Annotated in this window: 20 protein-coding genes; 8 read left to right on the forward strand and 12 right to left on the reverse strand. The window is 41.2% G+C overall.

The window, feature by feature from the left end:
• Nucleotides 1–99 precede the first annotated feature (99 nt).
• From AN395_RS18105 to AN395_RS18115, 3 genes are all read left to right on the forward strand, one after another.
• Nucleotides 100–696 carry a DUF2726 domain-containing protein gene (locus AN395_RS18105; RefSeq protein WP_024031608.1) on the forward strand — a complete coding sequence of 199 codons (597 nt, stop codon included), beginning with the start codon at nucleotides 100–102 and terminating at the stop codon, nucleotides 694–696.
• A 119-nt stretch (nucleotides 697–815) separates the two neighbouring features.
• Nucleotides 816–1,523, forward strand: coding sequence for a 5'-methylthioadenosine/S-adenosylhomocysteine nucleosidase (gene mtnN, locus AN395_RS18110; protein ID WP_004587526.1), 708 nt, complete (start codon nucleotides 816–818; stop codon nucleotides 1,521–1,523).
• A complete protein-coding gene (locus tag AN395_RS18115; protein ID WP_054983847.1) occupies nucleotides 1,524–2,468 on the forward strand; it encodes a regulatory signaling modulator protein AmpE in 945 nt (314 codons plus the stop codon). It abuts the gene before it with no gap.
• Between the two features lie 69 nt (nucleotides 2,469–2,537).
• Here AN395_RS18115 and tyrS read toward each other — a convergent pair whose 3' ends face one another.
• Entirely contained in the window at nucleotides 2,538–3,737 is a 1,200-nt protein-coding gene (gene tyrS, locus AN395_RS18120) for a tyrosine--tRNA ligase (protein WP_024031606.1), read from the reverse strand.
• Between the two features lie 379 nt (nucleotides 3,738–4,116).
• Between tyrS and AN395_RS18125 the strand changes: the two genes are divergently transcribed.
• Nucleotides 4,117–5,430: a peptidoglycan DD-metalloendopeptidase family protein gene (locus AN395_RS18125; RefSeq protein WP_054983848.1), complete on the forward strand. Its 1,314-nt coding sequence runs from the start codon at nucleotides 4,117–4,119 to the stop codon at nucleotides 5,428–5,430.
• A 75-nt stretch (nucleotides 5,431–5,505) separates the two neighbouring features.
• On the opposite strand, the gene AN395_RS19550 is transcribed toward AN395_RS18125, so the two are convergent.
• The 5 genes from AN395_RS19550 to AN395_RS18145 form a co-directional block, all read right to left on the reverse strand.
• A complete protein-coding gene (locus AN395_RS19550; RefSeq protein ID WP_024031605.1) occupies nucleotides 5,506–5,682 on the reverse strand; it encodes a hypothetical protein in 177 nt (58 codons plus the stop codon).
• A gap of 13 nt (nucleotides 5,683–5,695) precedes the next feature.
• Complete coding sequence (locus tag AN395_RS18130; RefSeq protein WP_004587521.1) at nucleotides 5,696–6,667, reverse strand: aldo/keto reductase family oxidoreductase; 972 nt, start codon at nucleotides 6,665–6,667, stop codon at nucleotides 5,696–5,698.
• A gap of 138 nt (nucleotides 6,668–6,805) precedes the next feature.
• On the reverse strand, nucleotides 6,806–7,936 hold the full coding sequence (locus AN395_RS18135; protein ID WP_004587520.1) for a sodium ion-translocating decarboxylase subunit beta: 1,131 nt from the start codon (nucleotides 7,934–7,936) through the stop codon (nucleotides 6,806–6,808).
• A gap of 11 nt (nucleotides 7,937–7,947) precedes the next feature.
• Complete coding sequence (gene oadA, locus AN395_RS18140) at nucleotides 7,948–9,726, reverse strand: sodium-extruding oxaloacetate decarboxylase subunit alpha (RefSeq protein WP_054983849.1); 1,779 nt, start codon at nucleotides 9,724–9,726, stop codon at nucleotides 7,948–7,950.
• 9 nt (nucleotides 9,727–9,735) lie between these two features.
• Complete coding sequence (locus tag AN395_RS18145) at nucleotides 9,736–9,981, reverse strand: OadG family protein (protein ID WP_024031602.1); 246 nt, start codon at nucleotides 9,979–9,981, stop codon at nucleotides 9,736–9,738.
• A 528-nt stretch (nucleotides 9,982–10,509) separates the two neighbouring features.
• On the opposite strand from AN395_RS18145, the gene AN395_RS19445 reads away from it, so the two are divergent.
• The 3 genes from AN395_RS19445 (at nucleotide 10,510) to AN395_RS18160 (ending at nucleotide 11,551) form a co-directional block, all read left to right on the forward strand.
• Nucleotides 10,510–10,683, forward strand: coding sequence for a DUF1328 domain-containing protein (locus AN395_RS19445; RefSeq protein WP_002961939.1), 174 nt, complete (start codon nucleotides 10,510–10,512; stop codon nucleotides 10,681–10,683).
• Nucleotides 10,684–10,735: 52 nt separating this feature from the next.
• The gene (locus tag AN395_RS18155) at nucleotides 10,736–10,927 is read left to right on the forward strand and encodes a hypothetical protein (RefSeq protein ID WP_004587517.1); all 192 of its coding nucleotides are present in this window, start codon (nucleotides 10,736–10,738) and stop codon (nucleotides 10,925–10,927) included.
• A 156-nt stretch (nucleotides 10,928–11,083) separates the two neighbouring features.
• Complete coding sequence (locus AN395_RS18160; RefSeq protein WP_004587516.1) at nucleotides 11,084–11,551, forward strand: YcxB family protein; 468 nt, start codon at nucleotides 11,084–11,086, stop codon at nucleotides 11,549–11,551.
• Nucleotides 11,552–11,601: 50 nt separating this feature from the next.
• Here the strand turns inward: AN395_RS18160 and csrA are convergent, their stop codons facing one another.
• The 6 genes from csrA to ribA all read right to left on the reverse strand — a co-directional run bounded on the left by csrA (nucleotide 11,602) and on the right by ribA (nucleotide 17,671).
• Nucleotides 11,602–11,793, reverse strand: a complete 192-nt coding sequence (gene csrA / locus AN395_RS18165; protein ID WP_004587515.1) for a carbon storage regulator CsrA — start codon at nucleotides 11,791–11,793, stop codon at nucleotides 11,602–11,604.
• Nucleotides 11,794–11,882: 89 nt separating this feature from the next.
• Nucleotides 11,883–13,100 (reverse strand): aspartate kinase, encoded by a 1,218-nt coding sequence (locus tag AN395_RS18170; RefSeq protein WP_054983851.1) that lies wholly within the window; start codon nucleotides 13,098–13,100, stop codon nucleotides 11,883–11,885.
• A gap of 6 nt (nucleotides 13,101–13,106) precedes the next feature.
• On the reverse strand, nucleotides 13,107–15,707 hold the full coding sequence (gene alaS, locus AN395_RS18175; RefSeq protein ID WP_054983852.1) for an alanine--tRNA ligase: 2,601 nt from the start codon (nucleotides 15,705–15,707) through the stop codon (nucleotides 13,107–13,109).
• Between the two features lie 19 nt (nucleotides 15,708–15,726).
• The gene (locus tag AN395_RS18180; protein ID WP_004587512.1) at nucleotides 15,727–16,179 is read right to left on the reverse strand and encodes a regulatory protein RecX; all 453 of its coding nucleotides are present in this window, start codon (nucleotides 16,177–16,179) and stop codon (nucleotides 15,727–15,729) included.
• A complete protein-coding gene (locus AN395_RS18185) occupies nucleotides 16,179–16,967 on the reverse strand; it encodes a BPSS1780 family membrane protein (RefSeq protein WP_004587511.1) in 789 nt (262 codons plus the stop codon). The genes AN395_RS18180 and AN395_RS18185 overlap by 1 nt, the downstream gene beginning before the upstream one ends.
• 80 nt (nucleotides 16,968–17,047) lie before the next feature.
• Entirely contained in the window at nucleotides 17,048–17,671 is a 624-nt protein-coding gene (ribA, locus tag AN395_RS18190; protein ID WP_024031598.1) for a GTP cyclohydrolase II, read from the reverse strand.
• 455 nt (nucleotides 17,672–18,126) lie between these two features.
• On the opposite strand from ribA, the gene AN395_RS18195 reads away from it, so the two are divergent.
• On the forward strand, nucleotides 18,127–19,239 hold the full coding sequence (locus AN395_RS18195) for an energy transducer TonB (RefSeq protein WP_054983853.1): 1,113 nt from the start codon (nucleotides 18,127–18,129) through the stop codon (nucleotides 19,237–19,239).

Raw genomic sequence — 19,239 nt, forward strand, 5'->3', positions numbered from 1 at the left:
AATAATAAATACATACGGTAATTAGCCATAACAACCAATTTTTAGGCACGTAAATTGCTTTACTTGAGCAGTGTCAATTTGTTGTTATGGAGTTACCGTATGGAATTCGCTTTATTATCAATTTTAGTATTAGTGGTTGGGGCCTCTGTGGTTGCGTCAAAATTTAGTGATGATGGCGGCAATCCCTATCCTTTTACCCGCAAACAAACCGTGTTTACACAGGTTGAGGGTGCATTTTTAAATCTTTTAGAGCGTGCGGTAGGCGATCAATACAAAATTGTGAGCCGCGTCAAACTCATCGATGTAATCGACTGCAAGCAAGGCCTCTCAGCTAAATCAAAACGTGCAGCTTTAGCTAAAGCTAAAAATAAGCAACTCGATTTTGTGCTGGTAGATAAAGAAAAAATGACGATAGTGGCTGCGGTTGATTTGGTTAACAACGCCAATAAAGATGGCCACAAAGCGCAGCGCGACTGGTTTGTAAACGGCGCTTTAGAATCCGCTGGCATTCCACATATTCGTATGAAAGTAAAATCAGGCTACCGCCCTTCTGAGGTGCGCGATGCAATTATGTTTAAATTAGGCAAACCTGCAGCGGTGCAATCGGCTCGTCCAACACGTAATCGTGTAAGTAAACCTGCGGTATTGTCACCTTCTCAGGCTAAAGCCCAAACCACTGCGTTAGCCGAAATTTAAAATAGAATTAAATACTCTCCTAAAAGTATTTAAAGCGAGCCGTAAAACAGCTCGCTTTTTTGTTTTTTATTGCTAACTTCACGTATAATCTACGTATTCAAACTCAGGAATCAAACACTATGAATGTTGGTATTATTGGCGCAATGGAGCCAGAAGTTAAAATTTTACGTGAAGCAATGCAAAATCCACAAGTGCTAACTAAAGCAGGGTTTACCTTTTACACAGGCGAATTAGCGGGTAATACAGTAACACTTGTGCAATCGGGTATTGGTAAAGTGGCATCAACGATTGCAACCACGTTATTAATTGATAACTTCAATCCTGACTGTGTTATTAACACAGGTTCTGCCGGTGGCTTTGATCCCTCTTTAAGTGTTGGCGATGTTGTTATCTCTTCAGAAGTACGCCATCACGATGTAGATGTAACCGCTTTTGGCTACGAAATCGGCCAAGTTCCACAAATGCCAGCAGGCTTTGCCGCACACCCAAAACTAGTTGAAGCTGCCGAGCAAACCATTGCGCAAATTAGCGAAGTAAAAACCTTAGTAGGCTTAATTTGTACGGGTGATTCATTTATGTGTGATCCAGTGCGAATTGATAAAGCACGCAGCGACTTTCCTACAATGCTTGCAGTAGAAATGGAAGGCGCATCTATTGCACAAACGTGTTTTGCGCTTAATACGCCATTTGTGGTTATTCGCTCTATGTCTGACATTGCCGGTAAAGAGTCGCCGCAATCGTTTGAAGAATACTTAGAGACTGCATCAATCAACTCATCAAAAATGGTTGTTGCACTATTGGAAAAACTAACAAAAGTTACGCTGTAAATGCTAAGCAATATTGTTCAAAACCATTTGGACTTTATTGCCTTTTTTGTGGCGCTCATTGCTGAGCGCTTTTTCCCGTTAAAAAGCTGGTATCACCCTAATACAGTATTAACCGCTATATTTAGTGCTATAGGAAAACGAGTTTATAAACCAAGTGAGCCTAAAAGTTACCTTTATTTAGCCTCCACTCTTGCCTGTGCGCTAGTTTTAAGCGTTATTCTTATTATTATTGTGTTACTGCTTGAATTTGCCTTTTATCCTGAGCTGCTCGCGGGCCTCATTTTATATTTGTGCCTAGAAAGCAAAGCGATTGAAAAAAAAGCCCTGCGTGTTGCAAAGTTAGTAAAACAAAACCAAAAATCTACCGCGCGTGAACTCGTAAAGCCACTGCTTGCCCGAGAGGTCAATAAGCTCTCAGCGCCAGGTATTATTAAAGCCTTAATTGAAAGCTTAATTTTACGAACTGCCCGTAATTACTTTACCGTTATATTTATATTTTTATTACTTGGGCCGATTGCCGCTTTAGCGTATCGGCTACTGACTTTAATGCAGCATGCTTGGCGCACCGATATTTCACCTAATAGCCACTTTTTAAAACCGCTTAAACTACTTTTGTTTATAATCGAATTTATCCCCGTACGCTTACTTGCATTAACCATTGCCGCAAGCAAAGCCAGTAAACAAAGTATGCATTATATAAAGCACTATGGCAGACACTTTTATCAAACAAATACGGGGTGGATTTTAAGTGTGTGCTCCGCCTCTATTGGCGTACAGCTAGGCGGCCCTGCGGTTTATTTTGGTAAGCGTTTTAATAAAATGCGAATTGGAACCGAGCGACTCCCAAAAGCCGAAGACGTCCCTGTGATCATAAATAGATTAAATCAAGCGCGTGCATTTTGGCTGTTAGTCATTATCAGTATTGAGATATTAAAGCTGATTTAGTGGTTTTTAGCAGCCAAAATACGCGCACAAAAAAACCAGCCTAAGCTGGTTTTTTAGTTTTAACTGCGCTTAGGCAACAGTAATGTTGGCAAACTTACGTTTACCTACTTGGTAAATAGCGGTCGTGCCTTTTGCTACTTCAAGTTTTGTATCAGTGATTTTATCTTCACCGTTAAGTTTTACTGCACCTTGCTTAATCATGCGCATTGCTTCAGAAGTACTGGCTACTAAATTAGCTTCTTTAAGTAAGTTAGCAATTAAAATACCTTCTTCTGCAATGGTAATTGTCAGCTCAGGGATTTCATCAGGTAGCGCTTTTTTCTGAAAACGTTTGATAAAGTCATCGTGTGCGGCTTGCGCAGCTTCTTCACTGTGAAAACGTGCAATTAACTCTTTCGCCAGCTCAATCTTAATATCACGCGGGTTAGTGCCCTGCTCTACGCGTTGTTTTTGCGCTGCAATTTCTTCGATTGATAAGCTGCTTAGTAAGTCGTAATAGCGCCACATAAGTACGTCGCTAATCGACATTACTTTACCAAACATATCGTTTGGCGCATCAGTAATACCAATGTAATTACCAAGCGACTTAGACATTTTTTGAACGCCGTCAGTGCCTTCAAGCAATGGCATCATTAATACTGTTTGAGGCTTTTGACCTTCTACTTTTTGAAGCTCGCGGCCCATTAAAAGGTTAAAGCGCTGATCAGTACCACCAAGCTCTACGTCTGACTCAAGTGCAACCGAATCCCAACCTTGTACGAGTGGGTATAAAAATTCGTGAATTGCAATGGGTTGGCCGCTACCGTAACGCTTTTTAAAGTCGTCACGCTCTAGCATACGCGCTACAGTTTGATTAGCTGCAAGTTTGATCATACCTGCTGCGCCCAGGTTTTCCATCCACGAAGAATTAAACGCAACGGTGGTTTTAGCTGGGTCTAAAATCTTAAAAACTTGCTCTTTATAAGTCTCAGCATTGGCAAGTACATCTTCACGGGTCAGTGGTTTACGTGTTACATTTTTGCCTGTTGGATCGCCAATCATGCCGGTAAAGTCACCAATTAAGAAAATAACCTCATGACCTAAATCTTGAAAGGTTTTCATTTTATTAATTAGTACAGTGTGACCTAAATGTAAGTCTGGCGCGGTAGGATCGAAACCGGCTTTAATTTTTAACTTTTTGCCCGACTTTAGTTTTTCAACTAATTCGTCTTCAATTAATATCTCTTCTGCACCGCGTTTTATCTCTGCTAGAGCGGTTTGTAAATCCACTGTGTATTACTCCAAAATTCTGCCAACGAAGGGGCAACTAGATGACTTGCTACATAAGGGTTTAAAACAGATTTAAACCAAAAGCACTTATGTTGCTAACATAACAAATTTCTACCTAATTAAAACAATTTTTTATGCGAATAATGCAACTAAACTCAATAAGCTTAGTCTCACTGTGTTAGGCAATTAGAAATGGTGTTTAAACGCCGATTTTAGCGCACTTTAGAATCAGTTTAAATCGATAAACTTAAACAACTATAAATTGTCATTTTACTAACATTTGCGGGGCTTTTAGCTTTATTTACTAGTATTCGTACCTTATTACGTATATCCTGCATTAATATATATTTTATTTTCACGACAGCAGAAAAGGCACGTTATGGTTCACGTGGTTAACACGCTTCCCAAAAAACACAAATTGCTTATTCTAGGTTTGGTTTCTGCTATTGTTGGCTTAGCCTTTCTTCCTTCAGAAAAAGCGACTGCATCCAAAGACAATAGTGCAAATGCACTAGAAATTGGTAAGCGTTACGAGTTACAAGTTAAAGTTGAAGACAACGAAAAATTAACTGAATTAAATTCGCTAGAAGCAGCAGAAAAGCTGCCAGAATACGACTTAGTCGATCATCAAGTTAAAAACGGCGATAATTTAGCAATTATCTTCAAGCGTGCTGGCTTTTCAGCGCAAACGCTTCACAAGCTAATTAACACCAATGCTGAAACACGCAAACTAACTAAAATTCACCCAGGTGAAATACTTAGTTTTGCAACAGCAGAAAACGGTGATTTAGCTCAACTTCGTTATGTTATTTCAAAAACAGATACTTTGTTTGTTACCTTAAATGACGAAGGTAATTACGACACATCAATAGATAGCAAAGAAATAGAAACACTGAGCAAAACAGCCGGTGGCGAAATTTCTAGCAGCTTTTGGACCTCAGCAATTGCTGCAGGCTTAAGCGAGCGCCAAATAATGAACTTTGCTGATATATTTGGTTGGGATGTGGATTTTGCCAACGATATTCGTAAGGGCGATCAGTTTGGGCTAATTTACGAGTCGCATTATGTTGATGGCGAGTTTATTGGCACTGGTAAAATTATTGCGGCAGAATTTATAAACCAAGGCCAGCGTTATGCGGCTATTCGCCATACCGACGGCAGCTTTTATACGCCTGAAGGGCGCAGCATGAAAAAAGCATTTTTACGTGCGCCAGTAAACTTTAAGTATATTAGCTCGAGCTTTAACCCACGTCGCTTACACCCAGTAACAGGGCAAGTAAGAGCGCACCGTGGTATTGATTACGCAGCACGTACAGGCACTCCGGTTGTAGCCTCGGGTAACGGTAAAGTAATTAAAGCAGGTTACAGTAAGTACAATGGTAACTACGTATTTATAAGCCATGGCACACAGTACGTAACTAAGTACTTACACCTTAACAAAAAGCTTGTTAAAACAGGCCAAAAGGTTAAACAAGGTGACAAAATTGGTACCGTGGGCTCTACTGGCCGTGTAACAGGCGCGCACCTACACTACGAATTTTTAGTAAATGGTGTACACCGTAATCCTAAAACCGTTAAGTTACCTAAGTCTGAGCCATTACCACGCTCTGAACTTGCTAAGTTTAAACCTATTGCCGAAAACTTTATTGCACAGCTTGAACGCAATCGCGAACTACAGCTAGCACTTAAGTAACGTATAAGTTATAGATACTAAAAAAGCCTTTGCAGGGTTAACCTGCAAAGGCTTTTTTGTGTTTTTATTAGTTTATTAGTTTATTAATACATAAATTAGCTGTACGACTAAAGAAACCATAACCAGCGGCCAAATATATTTGCTGTATTTGGTTGCGCCATCCAATCCCATTTTTCCTTGGTACTTTTCAAGCAAAGGTATCAGCACCGCTAGAGCGACAAACAAGCAAATTAAAATAACAAATATATTCATTCCTAAACCTTAATTATGGTAATTCATGGCCTTTGGCGCTTACATACAATGCATACCAATGTTCGCGACTTAACGTAACATTTAGCGCACCGCATGACGCTGCAATACGCTCAACGTTCGTTGTGCCAATAATTGGCTGTATTAATGCAGGGTGGCGTAATAACCAAGCTAAAACAATTGCCTCAGGCGTTGTATCGTAAAGTGCAGCAAGCTTATTTACGAGTATGCTGGTATTTATATCGGCTTGCGATGCATTTGTTAAATCGCCCCCTGTGTATAGCCCTTGGCATAAACTTCCCCAGCTTTGTATTTGAATATCAAAGTGGCGGCAATACTCTACACTGCCCGGTGTAAAGTTAAGATCTTTTCCATCTGCATTACCTGCATAAACGCCTTCATCAACAAATTGGTGTTTTTGTAAACTTGCTTCAATTTGGTTAGCAACAATTGGCATATCTAGGGCGTGTTGTAAAAAGTTCATTTGGTGCTGCTGCATGTTTGATACGGCAAAATTACGTACTTTGCCGCTTTCTTGAAGACAGCTAAATACTTGTGCAATTTCTTCTACTTCCATTAACGGATCAGGGCGATGAAGCATAAGCACATCAAGATAATCGGTGTTTAAACGTTTAAGTGAACCTTCAACTGACTCTTCAATCCACTTGGCCGAAAAATCGTAACGCTTAGGGCCTTTATCATCTTCAAAACGTATACCGCATTTAGATTGAATATACATGTGCTCGCGCAGCTCTGGTCGCTCAGCTAGTGCTTGGCCAAATACCTGCTCGGCTTTGCCAAAGGTATAAATATCGGCGTGATCAAAAAAGTTAATGCCGCCAGCTATGGCTGCATCAATACACTCGTGAGTTTGCTTTAAGTGAGCCTTAGTAATGGCGTCTTTATTCCAACCGCCGCCTAGGCCCATACAGCCAAAAACGAGTCTACTAACATGAGGTAAATATTTTGCCAAAGGGGTGTGAAGCATGATGACTATCCTTATTAGTGTGCATAGCCCTCACTGTAAACAAAAACACGTCTGCAAACAAACTTTAATACGTACAGTTTTATAGGCATAAAAAAAGCGCAATAAACTGCGCTAATCGGTTGGATTAAATCCTAAATACTAGCCAACAAGCGCCAGTAATATACCTGCGGCTACGGCACTTCCTAGCACCCCAGCTACGTTTGGCCCCATAGCATGCATAAGTAAAAAGTTATGTGGGTTATTCTCAAGCCCAACTTTATTAACTACACGCGCCGCCATCGGTACTGCCGATACACCCGCAGCACCAATTAAAGGGTTAATAGGTGTTTTAGAAAGCTTGTTAAGGCCTTTTGCCATAAACACACCCGATGCTGTACCAATAGCAAATGCCAGCGCACCGAGCACCAAAATACCAATGGTTTCTACAGTTAAAAACTGATCAGCCGCTAGTTTAGAGCCCACTGCCAAACCTAAAAATATCGTGGTTATATTAATAATTTCGTTTTGGGCACTGTTACTAAGCCTATCTACAACACCAGACTCACGCATTAAATTACCTAAACAGAACATACCTACTAAGGGAATAGCCGCTGGTAAAAACATAGCGGTTAAGCTCAGTACCATTAAAGGAAATACTATTTTTTCTTTTTTAGATACTTTGCGCAGCTCTGGCATTTTAATAGCACGCTCATCAGGTGTAGTTAATGCGCGCATAATAGGCGGCTGAATAATTGGCACTAACGCCATGTAAGAATAAGCAGCAACCGCAATGGCACCTAGTAAATCAGGGGCAAGCTTAGATGCTAAAAATATGGCTGTAGGGCCATCGGCACCACCAATAATGGCAATGGCTGAGGCATCTTGTAAGCTAAATTCAAAGCCAGGTACATAGTTTAATAAAATTGCCCCAAACAAGGTGGCAAAAATACCAAACTGCGCGGCTGCACCCAGTAATAACATACGCGGGTTGGCAATAAGCGCACTAAAATCGGTTAGCGCCCCTACTCCCATAAAAATTAATAAAGGGAAGATCCCCGTATCAATACCTACGTAGTACACGTAATAAAGCAAACCACCTGGGTCAGAAAGCCCAGCAACCGGAATATTAGTCAGTATTGCGCCAAAGCCAATCGGCAGCAGTAATAGGGGTTCAAAGTTTTTAGCAATGGCTAAAAACAACAACAAACACCCTACCGCAATCATTATTAAGCCAGGAAACGTAAAGTTAGCAATGCCGGTAGCATGCCAAAGGTTTAAAAGACCTTCCATAAAAGCTACTCCTACGCCATCGCTATAATTGCATCGCCCGTTGTCACAGCATCACCTTCAGACACTAAGACCTCAGCCACAGTACCTGAGTGCATTGCACGAACCTCGGTTTCCATTTTCATCGCTTCCATAATAACAACCACATCGCCTTCGTTTACGGCTTGGCCTGCTTTTACTTTTACTTTAAAAATATTACCCGCCAGTGGCGCATTCAGTGTTTCACCTGATGCAACCGATGCTGATTGTGGTAAGTGCTCTGAATCTTTTAGCGTTACCTCTTTAAGCTCGCCACCTTGTGCAACCACTACATCGTAAACTTTACCGTCAACTTTAACGCTGTATTGCTCAGCGCTAACACCTTTGTTACTTGCAGGTTTTGCTGCAGGTTTAGCGTTTGCATCATCAGCACTTGGCGCTGCTTCAAAGGCATCTGGGTTGTTGCGGTTTTTAATAAATTTAAGGCCAACCTGTGGGAATAATGCATAGGTAAGCACATCATCTATTTGCTCATCAGCAAGTGTTAAACCTTGTTCTTGCGCTTCTTTTTGCAGCTCTGCTTCAAGCGATGCAAGCTCTGGGGCTATATTATCTGCAGGGCGACACGTAATAACCTCGCTGCCATCAAGCACTCGCTCTTGCAGCTCTTTGTTCATAGGTGCAGGTGTTAAACCATACTCGCCTTTTAAAACACCGGCGGTTTCTTTGGTAATTGTTTTATAACGCTCACCCGTAAGCACATTTAGTACTGCTTGTGTGCCTACAATTTGCGATGTTGGAGTAACTAGCGGGATAAAACCTAAATCTTCACGCACGCGTGGGATCTCAAGTAATACTTCATTTAGCTTATCTGCTGCGCCTTGCTCTTTAAGTTGGTTTTCCATGTTGGTTAACATGCCACCAGGTACTTGTGCGAGTAAAATACGGCCATCAACCCCTTTAAGGCTCCCCTCAAAGGCAGCGTACTTTTTACGTACATCTCTAAAGTAAGCCGCTATTTCTTCTAGCTGGTTTAAATCTAATTCGGTATCGCGGGGCGTACCTTCAACAATCGCTACAATGGTTTCTGTAGCTGAATGACCATAAGTCATACTCATTGAAGAAATTGCGGTATCAAGCATATCAATACCTGCATCAATGGCTTTTTGATACGTAGCTGTACTTAAACCTGTGGTTGCATGGCACTGCATAGCAATAGGGATAGAAACGGTTTCTTTTAGCCCTTTAATAAGTTGCTCTGCATCGTATGGTTTTAATAAGCCTGCCATATCTTTAATACAAATAGAGTGACAACCTAAATCCTCTAGCTGTTTTGCAAGGGTTAACCACATATCTAGGGTATGCACTGGGCTTACAGTATAAGAGATAGTACCTTGCGCGTGCGCTCCTACTTTTACAGCCGCTTTAATTGCCGTTTCTAAGTTACGTACATCGTTCATGGCGTCAAAAATACGAAATACATCTACACCATTTTTGTGGGCACGCTCTACAAACTTTTCTACCACGTCATCGGCATAGTGGCGGTAACCCAATAAATTTTGCCCGCGCAATAACATTTGCTGTTTAGTATTCGGCATAGCTTTTTTAAGGGCACGAATACGCTCCCACGGATCTTCACCTAAATAACGAATACACGAGTCAAACGTAGCGCCGCCCCACGACTCAATAGACCAATAACCGGCATCATCAAGTTTGTTAGCAATAGGGAGCATGTCATCTAAGCGCATACGGGTTGCAAGTAAAGACTGATGAGCATCGCGTAAAACAAGTTCTGTTAATTTTAATTTAGCCATGTGTGCCTCTTATTTATTATTTGATTTGTACTGAGCAATGGCAGCACTAATAGCAGCGATGTGCTCGTTTGGCACACCTTGAGATTTTAAAGATGGTGATTTAACCGGTATTGCAACTTCAGCCTCGTCAAAACGAGCAACCAAGTTAGACATGAGTGACACAGCACCAATCAATATTGAAAGAAATACAAACACGCCCACCATGCCCGTAAGCATCAAGCTACCTGCGGTTGTGAGTACAGCTCCTATATCCATTTTTCTCCCCCTGCACTATATAGCGATATAAAAAACCGCTTTATTTAAATAATTATTCACCGAATGATAACAAAACTTTTAACTTTGTCCACCACCTGTCAATTGGTAAAACCAATTAAAATTAAACTAACATACAGCCACAATAGTTAACATAGCTAATACTGGGTTAAATTGGCTTAGATATAGATGATAAAAATAACCGTTATAGGCAAAGGTTATATGGTTAAACCCAAAATAACTTAAAAACCATAAAAAATAGTAAGTTAAACGGCAGGTAAAAAATCAGTTTGGGCTAAAATGTAAATTGGTCTTACCAAGACTAGTAAAGCAGCGCGAAAAAAATATTTATTTTTTTACTCTCTTTACAATAGTGTGAATAAGTTACATCGTTAAACGTAAAACTTACCAATCCTAAATTTATAATCTTCGCCCCAAAAACCATAACATATTGAAAAATAATAAAATTAAACTCTGGCACGCAACTGGCATTATTACTTTCGAACGAATTTGATAACCAAGGAGAAAACAATGTTACGCTGGACAATTACATTTTTAGTTATTGCTTTAATCGCTGCAGTGTTAGGTTTTGGTGGTATCGCAGGTGCCGCAGCTGGTATAGCAAAAATTATATTCTTTATCTTTTTAGTACTTTTAGTGATTTCTTTAGTTTCAGGTGCGCTGCGCGGTAAATCGCCCAGGTAGCTACTAACATACTTAAAACACTAAACAATCAACATATACAAGGAATTACATTATGAACTCAACAACTTTAAAAGCAGCACTAATCGCCGTATTTGCAGGTTTCTTTATGATGGGTTGTGAAGACAACCACGCAGAAGAAGCAGGTGAGCGTATTGATGAAGCAGTAACTGACGTGCAAAACTCTGTTGAAGATGCATGTGAAAATGTAAAAGAAGGCGTTAACGCAGAAGAAACTAACTGTTAATCTGTTTGGTAACGTAAAAAACGGCTTTTAATAAGCCGTTTTTTTGTGCGCTAATAAAAAGGGGCTTCTAACTCTTATAATGCATAGCCTACATTAACGGGTGTGATTTTTACGCTAGCTTGTTAAAATAGCGAAAACTATTACTTATTAGCAATTATGGCACTGACCACCACTTACACACTCGATAAACCCTACTACTACGAATGCTTTGACGAGTCCCACTCTTATAGTAAAGCAGCCAAGCCAAAGTATTTTTTGCTGGCATTACTGGTGTGCTTAGGTTTAATTAGTATTTACGCTATGGACGATCATTACCTAGGTACATTTTTAATAATGCTAGGTGTATTAGAATGCGTTGCCTTTTATTACCGCAGGCCTTGGTGGGTTACGCGCCAAATGTTTAGTCGTGCTTCGGGCTCAACGGTTACTCTTTCGTTTACCGATGACGCTATTAGCACCGAAAACCACTATAAAAGCCATACATTTAAGTGGGCAGAAATAACCCATATTATTAAAACTAACCACGGCTACTTAGTGCACCATAATAAAGGTATGCAATATATTTCTAGCAGTGTATTAACCGATGAAATGCGCGATTTTATAAACAAAAAAGCCACTCAGTGAGTGGCTTTTGGTATAGCTAAGTGCATTACTCAGCTAAGTATAAGTGTTGATTAAGCATTGCCCGGATTAGGGTTAGACTTTTCAGCTTGTATACGCATGTAAATCTCTTCACGATGCACTGAAACGTCTTTAGGTGCGTTAACACCAATTCGAACTTGATTTCCTTTAACACCTAATACAGTAACAGTTACTTCGTCACCAATCATTAGGGTTTCACCTACTCTACGAGTTAGTATTAGCATTCTCTTGCTCCCATGTTCCAATAAATTATAAGATTCCGCTTGACCATTTTAATGAAAAATTGATTGAAAAGTAAGTAAAAACTCCCAAACTATCCATTTTCTGTTAAAAATTCTGAGTGTAACGCTCTTACTGCTAGTTCTAAATACTTCTCGTCAATTAAAACCGATACCTTGATTTCAGACGTCGATACTAAAACTATGTGTATGCCTTCTTGCGCCAATGCATCAAAAAATTGATGCGCTACACCACTGTGAGACTTCATTCCTATGCCAACAGCCGACACTTTTGCAACTGTTGTATCACTAGAAATGCTATCAGCCTGCAGATTTACCTGTTGTTGAGTTAGTAAATCGTGTGCTTGCAAATAGTCATTTGAATGCACAGTAAAAGCATAGTCTATTTTTTCAAAGTTATGATTAACTTGACTAATCATATCTATTTCGATGCCATTTTCTGCAAAAAGTTTCAAAATTTTTGTAAGAGAATGAACACAGTATGGTACGCCATGTACCTTTATCAAGCATTCGTCACGATTAAACGCAATCCCCGACACAACCTTAGTTGGCATATCGCTCTCCTCAAAACTTATTAGCGTTCCTTCATCGGGCTCAAAACTCGAAAGCACCCTTAGCGGCATTTTATGATTACCAGCCGACTCAACAGCACGAATATGCAATACTTTTGCGCCTAAACTTGCCAGCTCTAGCATTTCGGCAAACGTTACATGGCGCATTCGCTGTGCGTTTGGTTCTACACGAGGATCAGTAGTGTATACGCCATCAACGTCGGTATAGATCTGACATTCATCGGCTTTTATTGCCGCGGCTATCTCTACCGCAGAGGTATCGGTGCCGCCGCGCCCAAGGGTTGTAATATTACCCTCTACATCGCGCCCCTGAAAACCGGCAATAATCGCGATCCGATTATGCTCAAGCTCATGCTTTAAACGCGTCGCAGCAACCTCTTCAATACGGGCTTTACCAAACATGTTATCGGTTTGAATATTAACCTGATCGGCTAGTAGGCTTACAGCCGAATGGCCACGTTTTATAATAGCCATAGCAAGGAGCGAAACAGAAACCTGTTCTCCAGTGCTAATAAGTACGTCTAATTCTCGGCTACTCGGGCGAGTATCTATTTGCTTGGCGAGGTTAATTAAGCGGTTGGTTTCTCCCGACATGGCCGAAAGAACCACAACCACTTGATGACCTTGCTGCTTAGTTTTAACAACAAGGTCGGCGACCGCTTCTATTCGCTCAATAGAGCCAACCGAAGTGCCGCCAAACTTTTGGACAATAAGTGCCACGTAAGCTTAAACTTTCTCACTTACCCAGGCTGTCACGCTTTCAAGCGCGGCGTTTAGGTTTTCAGGCTGTGAACCACCCGCTTGTGCCATATCAGGACGACCGCCCCCTTTACCGCCTACTTGGCCTGCCATGTGGTTTACAAGCTCACCGGCTTTAACTTTACCGGTTAAATCTTTCGTTACACCGGCAATTAGGCTTACTTTTTCGCCGCTGGCAACACCCAGTGCAATAACACCTGAGCCAATCTTGTTTTTAAGGTCGTCAACCATGCCACGAAGCGCTTTAGATTCAGTACCTTCAACGTTTGCCACTAGTAGCTTAACGCCATTAATTTCAACAATCGAATCAAGTAAAGATGCACCCGCTGCACTGGCTAGCTTGTCGTTAAGCTGTGATATTTGCTTTTCAAGGCCTTTAGACTTTTCAAGAAGCGCAGTTACTTTTTCAAGTACCGATGCGCTATCACCTTTTACAAGCGCTGCTACATCGTTTAGCTGTTTTTCTTGCTCGCTTACATACGCCACTGCATCTGCGCCTGTTACTGCTTCAATACGGCGTACGCCTGCAGCAATACCGCTTTCAGATACAATTTTAAATAAACCAATATCACCCGCGCGCTCTACGTGCGTACCGCCACACAGTTCAATTGAGTAATCGCCAATGGTTACTACGCGTACTTCATCGTCGTACTTTTCGCCAAACAGCGCCATTGCCCCTTTTGCTTTAGCGTCATCAATTGCCATAAGCTCAGTGTTAAGGGCAAAGTTACGACGAATTTCATCGTTAACTACACGTTCAATTTCACGTAGCTCGTCTTTAGTAACAGCTTCAAAGTGCGAGAAGTCAAAACGTAAACGCTCAGGCTCAACCAGTGAGCCTTTTTGGCTTACGTGTTCACCTAATAGTTGGCGCAGTGCTTCGTGTAAAATATGCGTAGCTGTGTGATTTTTCTTAATGCGTTCACGGCGTGCATCATCAATAGTGGCATCTACTTTATCGTTAACCGCAATGCGCCCTTGTACGCTACCGTGGTGCGCAAACGCATTACCCAGCTTAGTAGTGTTAGTCACTGTAAACTCGCCACCTGCAACAGTAATGGTACCGGTATCGCCTGTTTGGCCACCAGATTCAGCATAAAATGGCGTATGGTTAAGTACAACAATGCCTTGTTGGCCGTCTTCTAAAATAGAAACCGACTCACCATTTGCAAACACTTCTACTACTGTAGCGCTGTGATGTGTGCTGTCGTAGCCTTTAAATTCAGTGTGTTTTTCTGACTTTAATTGCTCGTTGTAATCGGCACCAAATTTACCAGCTTGCTGCGCTGTTTTACGCTGTACAGCCATGCACTCTTCAAAGCCTGCATGGTCTATTGTCATTTGGCGCTCACGGGCTACATCGGCCGTTAAATCAGCGGGGAAACCATAAGTGTCGTATAATTTAAATACTAAGTCACCAGGAATAACATCGCCTTTAAGCTCGCTTAGGCTCTCTTCTAAAATAGCTAAGCCACGTTCAAGGGTTTTACCAAATTGTTCTTCTTCAATGCGCAGTACTTTTTCGATAATTTCTTGCTGCTTTGCAAGCTCTGGGTAGGCTTGGCCCATTTGTTCAATAAGCGCTGCAACCAGTTTATAGAAAAACGCACCTTGTGCACCAAGCTTGTTACCATGGCGTACTGCACGACGAATAATACGACGCAATACATAACCACGGCCTTCGTTTGATGGCATAACACCATCAGAAATTAAAAACGCACACGAACGAATATGATCCGCCACAACGCGTAGCGACTTATCGTTTAAATCTTGTGCGTTAGTTACACTTGCCGCAGCTGCAATTAAGCCTTGGAACAAGTCGATTTCGTAGTTTGAATGCACGCCTTGTAAAATAGCAGCAATACGCTCAAGGCCCATACCTGTATCAACAGATTGTTTAGGCAGCGGCTCCATAGTACCGTCGCTTTGACGGTTGTACTGCATAAATACAAGGTTCCAAATTTCGATAAAGCGGTCGCCATCTTCTTCAGGCGAGCCCGGAGGACCACCCCAAATGTGCTCACCGTGATCGTAAAATATTTCAGAACACGGGCCACACGGGCCAGTATCGCCCATTGACCAAAAGTTATCTGAGGTAGCAATACGAATAATACGATCTTCGCTTAGGCCAATATCATTGTGCCAAAAGCCAAATGCATCTTCATCGTCGTGATAAATAGTAACAAGTAGTTTTTCTTGTGGTAATTTAACAACCTCAGTTAAAAACTCCCACGCAAACTTAATAGCGTCTTGTTTAAAGTAATCGCCAAAACTAAAGTTACCTAGCATTTCAAAAAATGTATGATGACGCGCTGTGTAACCTACGTTTTCTAAATCGTTATGTTTACCACCAGCACGCACACAACGCTGTGCACTTGTAGCACGCGTGTAAGGGCGAGTTTCGGCGCCTAAAAACACATCCTTAAAAGGAACCATGCCGGCATTGTTAAATAACAACGTGGCATCGTTACCCGGAATAAGTGAAGCCGATTGGACAATTTGGTGCTGTTTGCTGGCAAAAAAGTCTAAAAACTGTTGCCTAAGTTGTGCCGTAGTCATGTGCTGCATGTGAAAATCTCACCTGTATTTACTGTGCTTGCATTGCAAAATCAATTTGTTCGTAGCTAAATCCTCGGTACATTAAGTAGCGCACGCGCTTAGCTTTATCTTTGTACTCGAGGTTGGCCGGTGTAGTTGAATACTTTTTGTTGTACGCTTCCTGCGCAAGCTCAAACCAGTCTATTTCAAGCTCTTCAACCACTCTTTCAAGTAGTGAACGGTCAATCCCTTTGCCTATGGCTTCGCTTTGAATGCGCTTTAAGCCATGGCCTTTAAAAATGTGTTTTCTGACAAACCCTTCGCAATAGCGTTGCTCATTAATAAAATTGTGCTCTTCGCACCAATTAAGCAGGGTTTCTATAAACTCGTCGCTGGCTTCTTTTTGCTGAAGCTTAAAGGTTAACTCGCGGCGCGAATACTCTTGGCGCCCAAGTAACCACAGTACATAGTTTTTAAGTTTTTGTTTTAACTTATCATCCATTAAGCGTCAAAGCGCCCGCTTTGTTCACTGCTAAGTGGTTTAACATTACTATCGTCACTTGGCGGTACAACTGGCATAAAAATAGCCTGATAAGATACAAAGAAACTAATGTAGCAAATTGGCATTAAAATCAACAGCGGTAAGAACGATAAGAACATAGAAAGCGCCATAAATAACACACAAATAATGCCAAAAACACTCAATGCGAACAGGTTATGATAAAAAACCAATAACGAATTTTTAAGCGCCGTTAAAATGCGTTTTTCTTTACTAAAATAAATAAGCGGTACCGCGTAAGCAAACGCCATTAAATACACCGCCATTGCCACTAAAAATAGCACCACACTGGCGCCCGAAATACTATTTAAGGTTTGCTCAAGCGCAATGTTAGGATCAAGCCCCTCTTGGCTCATAATAGCCACGGCATCGGCAAATAGGCCATTAGCCAATAAGGCCATTAAAATACCCGCTCCCATTTGGTAAAGCGCTAAACGTAGTAGCCCTAAACGGTTACCTTTTGCGCTAAAGGGTTTGAGTATGTCGGCGAGCATAATTTTACCGCCCTGCTGCTTGCTAAGCACCGCTTGGTAAAAACCGGCGGTTAAAAAAGGCGTAGCAAGTGCCGCAACAACTTGCAGCAAAGGTAAAAATAACGACAGTATGCCCACTATGCCTATTAATAAGTGCATAACTACAAAGGTAAATGGCTGGGTTTTAAAAATATGCCAACCGGCTTTAAACCACTTTAGCCCGGCATCGGCTTTAAAAATTCGTAATTCGTTAGACATACTGGCTCTTAAATTAAACAAAACACGCCAAGTATAACTTGGCGTGAGGGGGGATTAACAGACACTACATGATTAAATAGTTAAGGTTTTTTAATTTTTTTAATATCTAACATATGTGCGCCGTGTTTTATTTTGGTTTCTAGGTAAGCTTTGTTACCTGTAAGGCCTGCTTTAATATGCGCATGGGTACCAATAACGGTGTCTACTTCAATGCCGGCATCTTTTAATGCATTAAGCTTTTTAGGGTTATTGGTCATTAATTTAACGTGGCTTAAATTAAGTGCGTTGAGCATTAATACCGCGTCCGAAAAATCACGTAAGTCGTCGGCAAAGCCTAAGTGGTTATTAGCCTCGTAAGTGTTCATCCCTTGAGATTGCAGCACGTAAGCATCAATTTTATTATATAAACCAATACCTCGGCCCTCTTGGCGTAAATACAATAACACCCCGCCTTGCTCGTGCATCATTTCAATACACTCATTTAACTGCTCGCCACAATCGCAGCGCGATGAATGAAACACATCACCGGTTAAACACTCAGAGTGCATGCGAATAAGCGGCACATTTTGATTTACATCAGCATTGTTAAATACAAACGCAACGTGTTCTTGGCCGTCTTTTAAGCCACTAAAAGACACTATTTCTGCGGGAATATCACTATTTTTGCCAACATTAAGCTGGGCTCTTGCTCTTACTTGCGCCACGACAAATCCAAATAATTAAATAACTACGACACCATAAGGTGATAATATCACAAATGTTTAAAGTTAGATCGTAGTACACTAGGTTTATGGCAAATATATGGCGATTACACAGCCTATTTTCAATCTTAATATGCAATAAACTCCCACTACCTAGGGCTATTTCCCCAAAACAATGACAAACTTGTACGCATTTGCTATTTTAATTTTATTACTTTTACCACACTGCTTATACATTAAGTTAATACACCGCACCTATAAAAAGCTAAAACGGTGTTACCTAGTTATCTCAGCAGGCACTATTAGTACAGTTTAATGACGAAAGTTAGTTACAGCTTAGTGCACATGGGTATTAGGTAATTAGTTAGTTTTATAAGCAAACGCCCACACAAAGAGTAATGAAAACTATTATCACTTGTGGTATTTTGTTTCTAGATTGAACACTAATAGGGATTATTATGAAAGCACAACACCTCGCCTTAGTTATCGGATTAACCTTTACGGCTTTTGCAAGCCAGGCCAATGCAAGCCAAGTAAGCGATGATAAAGCCGCCTTTTCTGATGCATACCAAAGTTATTTAACGGCTGTTAAAAAAGACGAAAACATAGAGCAAGCAGCTAAACATGCCTATACTACAGGCCTTGCGCTTTATGGTGATAAAAGTGATAACACCGCAAGCCTTGCTATTAATTACGCCAAAGCAATTACAGCGCCGCGCTCTATCAACGACAAAAAAAATGTATCAGAGCAACGCTTCGAACTTTACTCGCAAGCCTATACAATACTGGCAAATAACCACGGTAAAAATGCAATAGAAACAATCGATGCCCTAATAGGCAAGGCTGAAAACACCCGCTCGGCCTATCAAGCCGATAACGATTACGACCGTATAATTGAAATAGCTAAAACACAAAACAACCCTAAATTTGTTGCCGACATGCAGTTTGAAGCAGCCTCGCTGCTTGCCAAAAAATTTGCTCATAAAAAGTACCATAAAGCTAAAACGCTGCTTAACCAAGCCGATGACTACTACCGTAATAACCTAGACGACAATACGGTAGAGCGCATTAAAGCCGACTTTTTAATGGCGTCGTTTGCTCAAGGTAAGAAAAAATACAATGAAGCCATTGAACGACTAAACCATGTTGTATCGGTATTTGATAACAACTTAAGCTTTGATCACAGCGCTGAGCTTACTGCGCACTCAAAGCTTGTTAACCTTTACGAAAAAACAGGCCAAAGCGAACAAGCCACTAAGCATTGTTTAGCAATTGCTAAAATGGTGCCGTGGAAAAAAACACAAGAGCAAACACCTATATACCGCAAAAACCCTGAGTACCCACAAAACAAAGCGCGCCAAATGCGAGACGGTATTGTCGTTGTTGAATTTGACGTAGATACCGCAGGCTTTGTTAAAAACCCAGAGGTAGTTAGCTCACAAGGGGGGAAAGAGTTTGAAAGGTCGGCACTTACAGCACTTAAAAAGTGGCGTTATGCACCAAAATTTGAAGACGGCCAACCCGTTGTTGCAAGCACGCAAGTACAGCTCGACTTTAAAATAGCCAGATAA

It is taken from the genome of Pseudoalteromonas sp. P1-30 (assembly GCF_001400005.1).
GTDB lineage: Bacteria > Pseudomonadota > Gammaproteobacteria > Enterobacterales > Alteromonadaceae > Pseudoalteromonas > Pseudoalteromonas atlantica.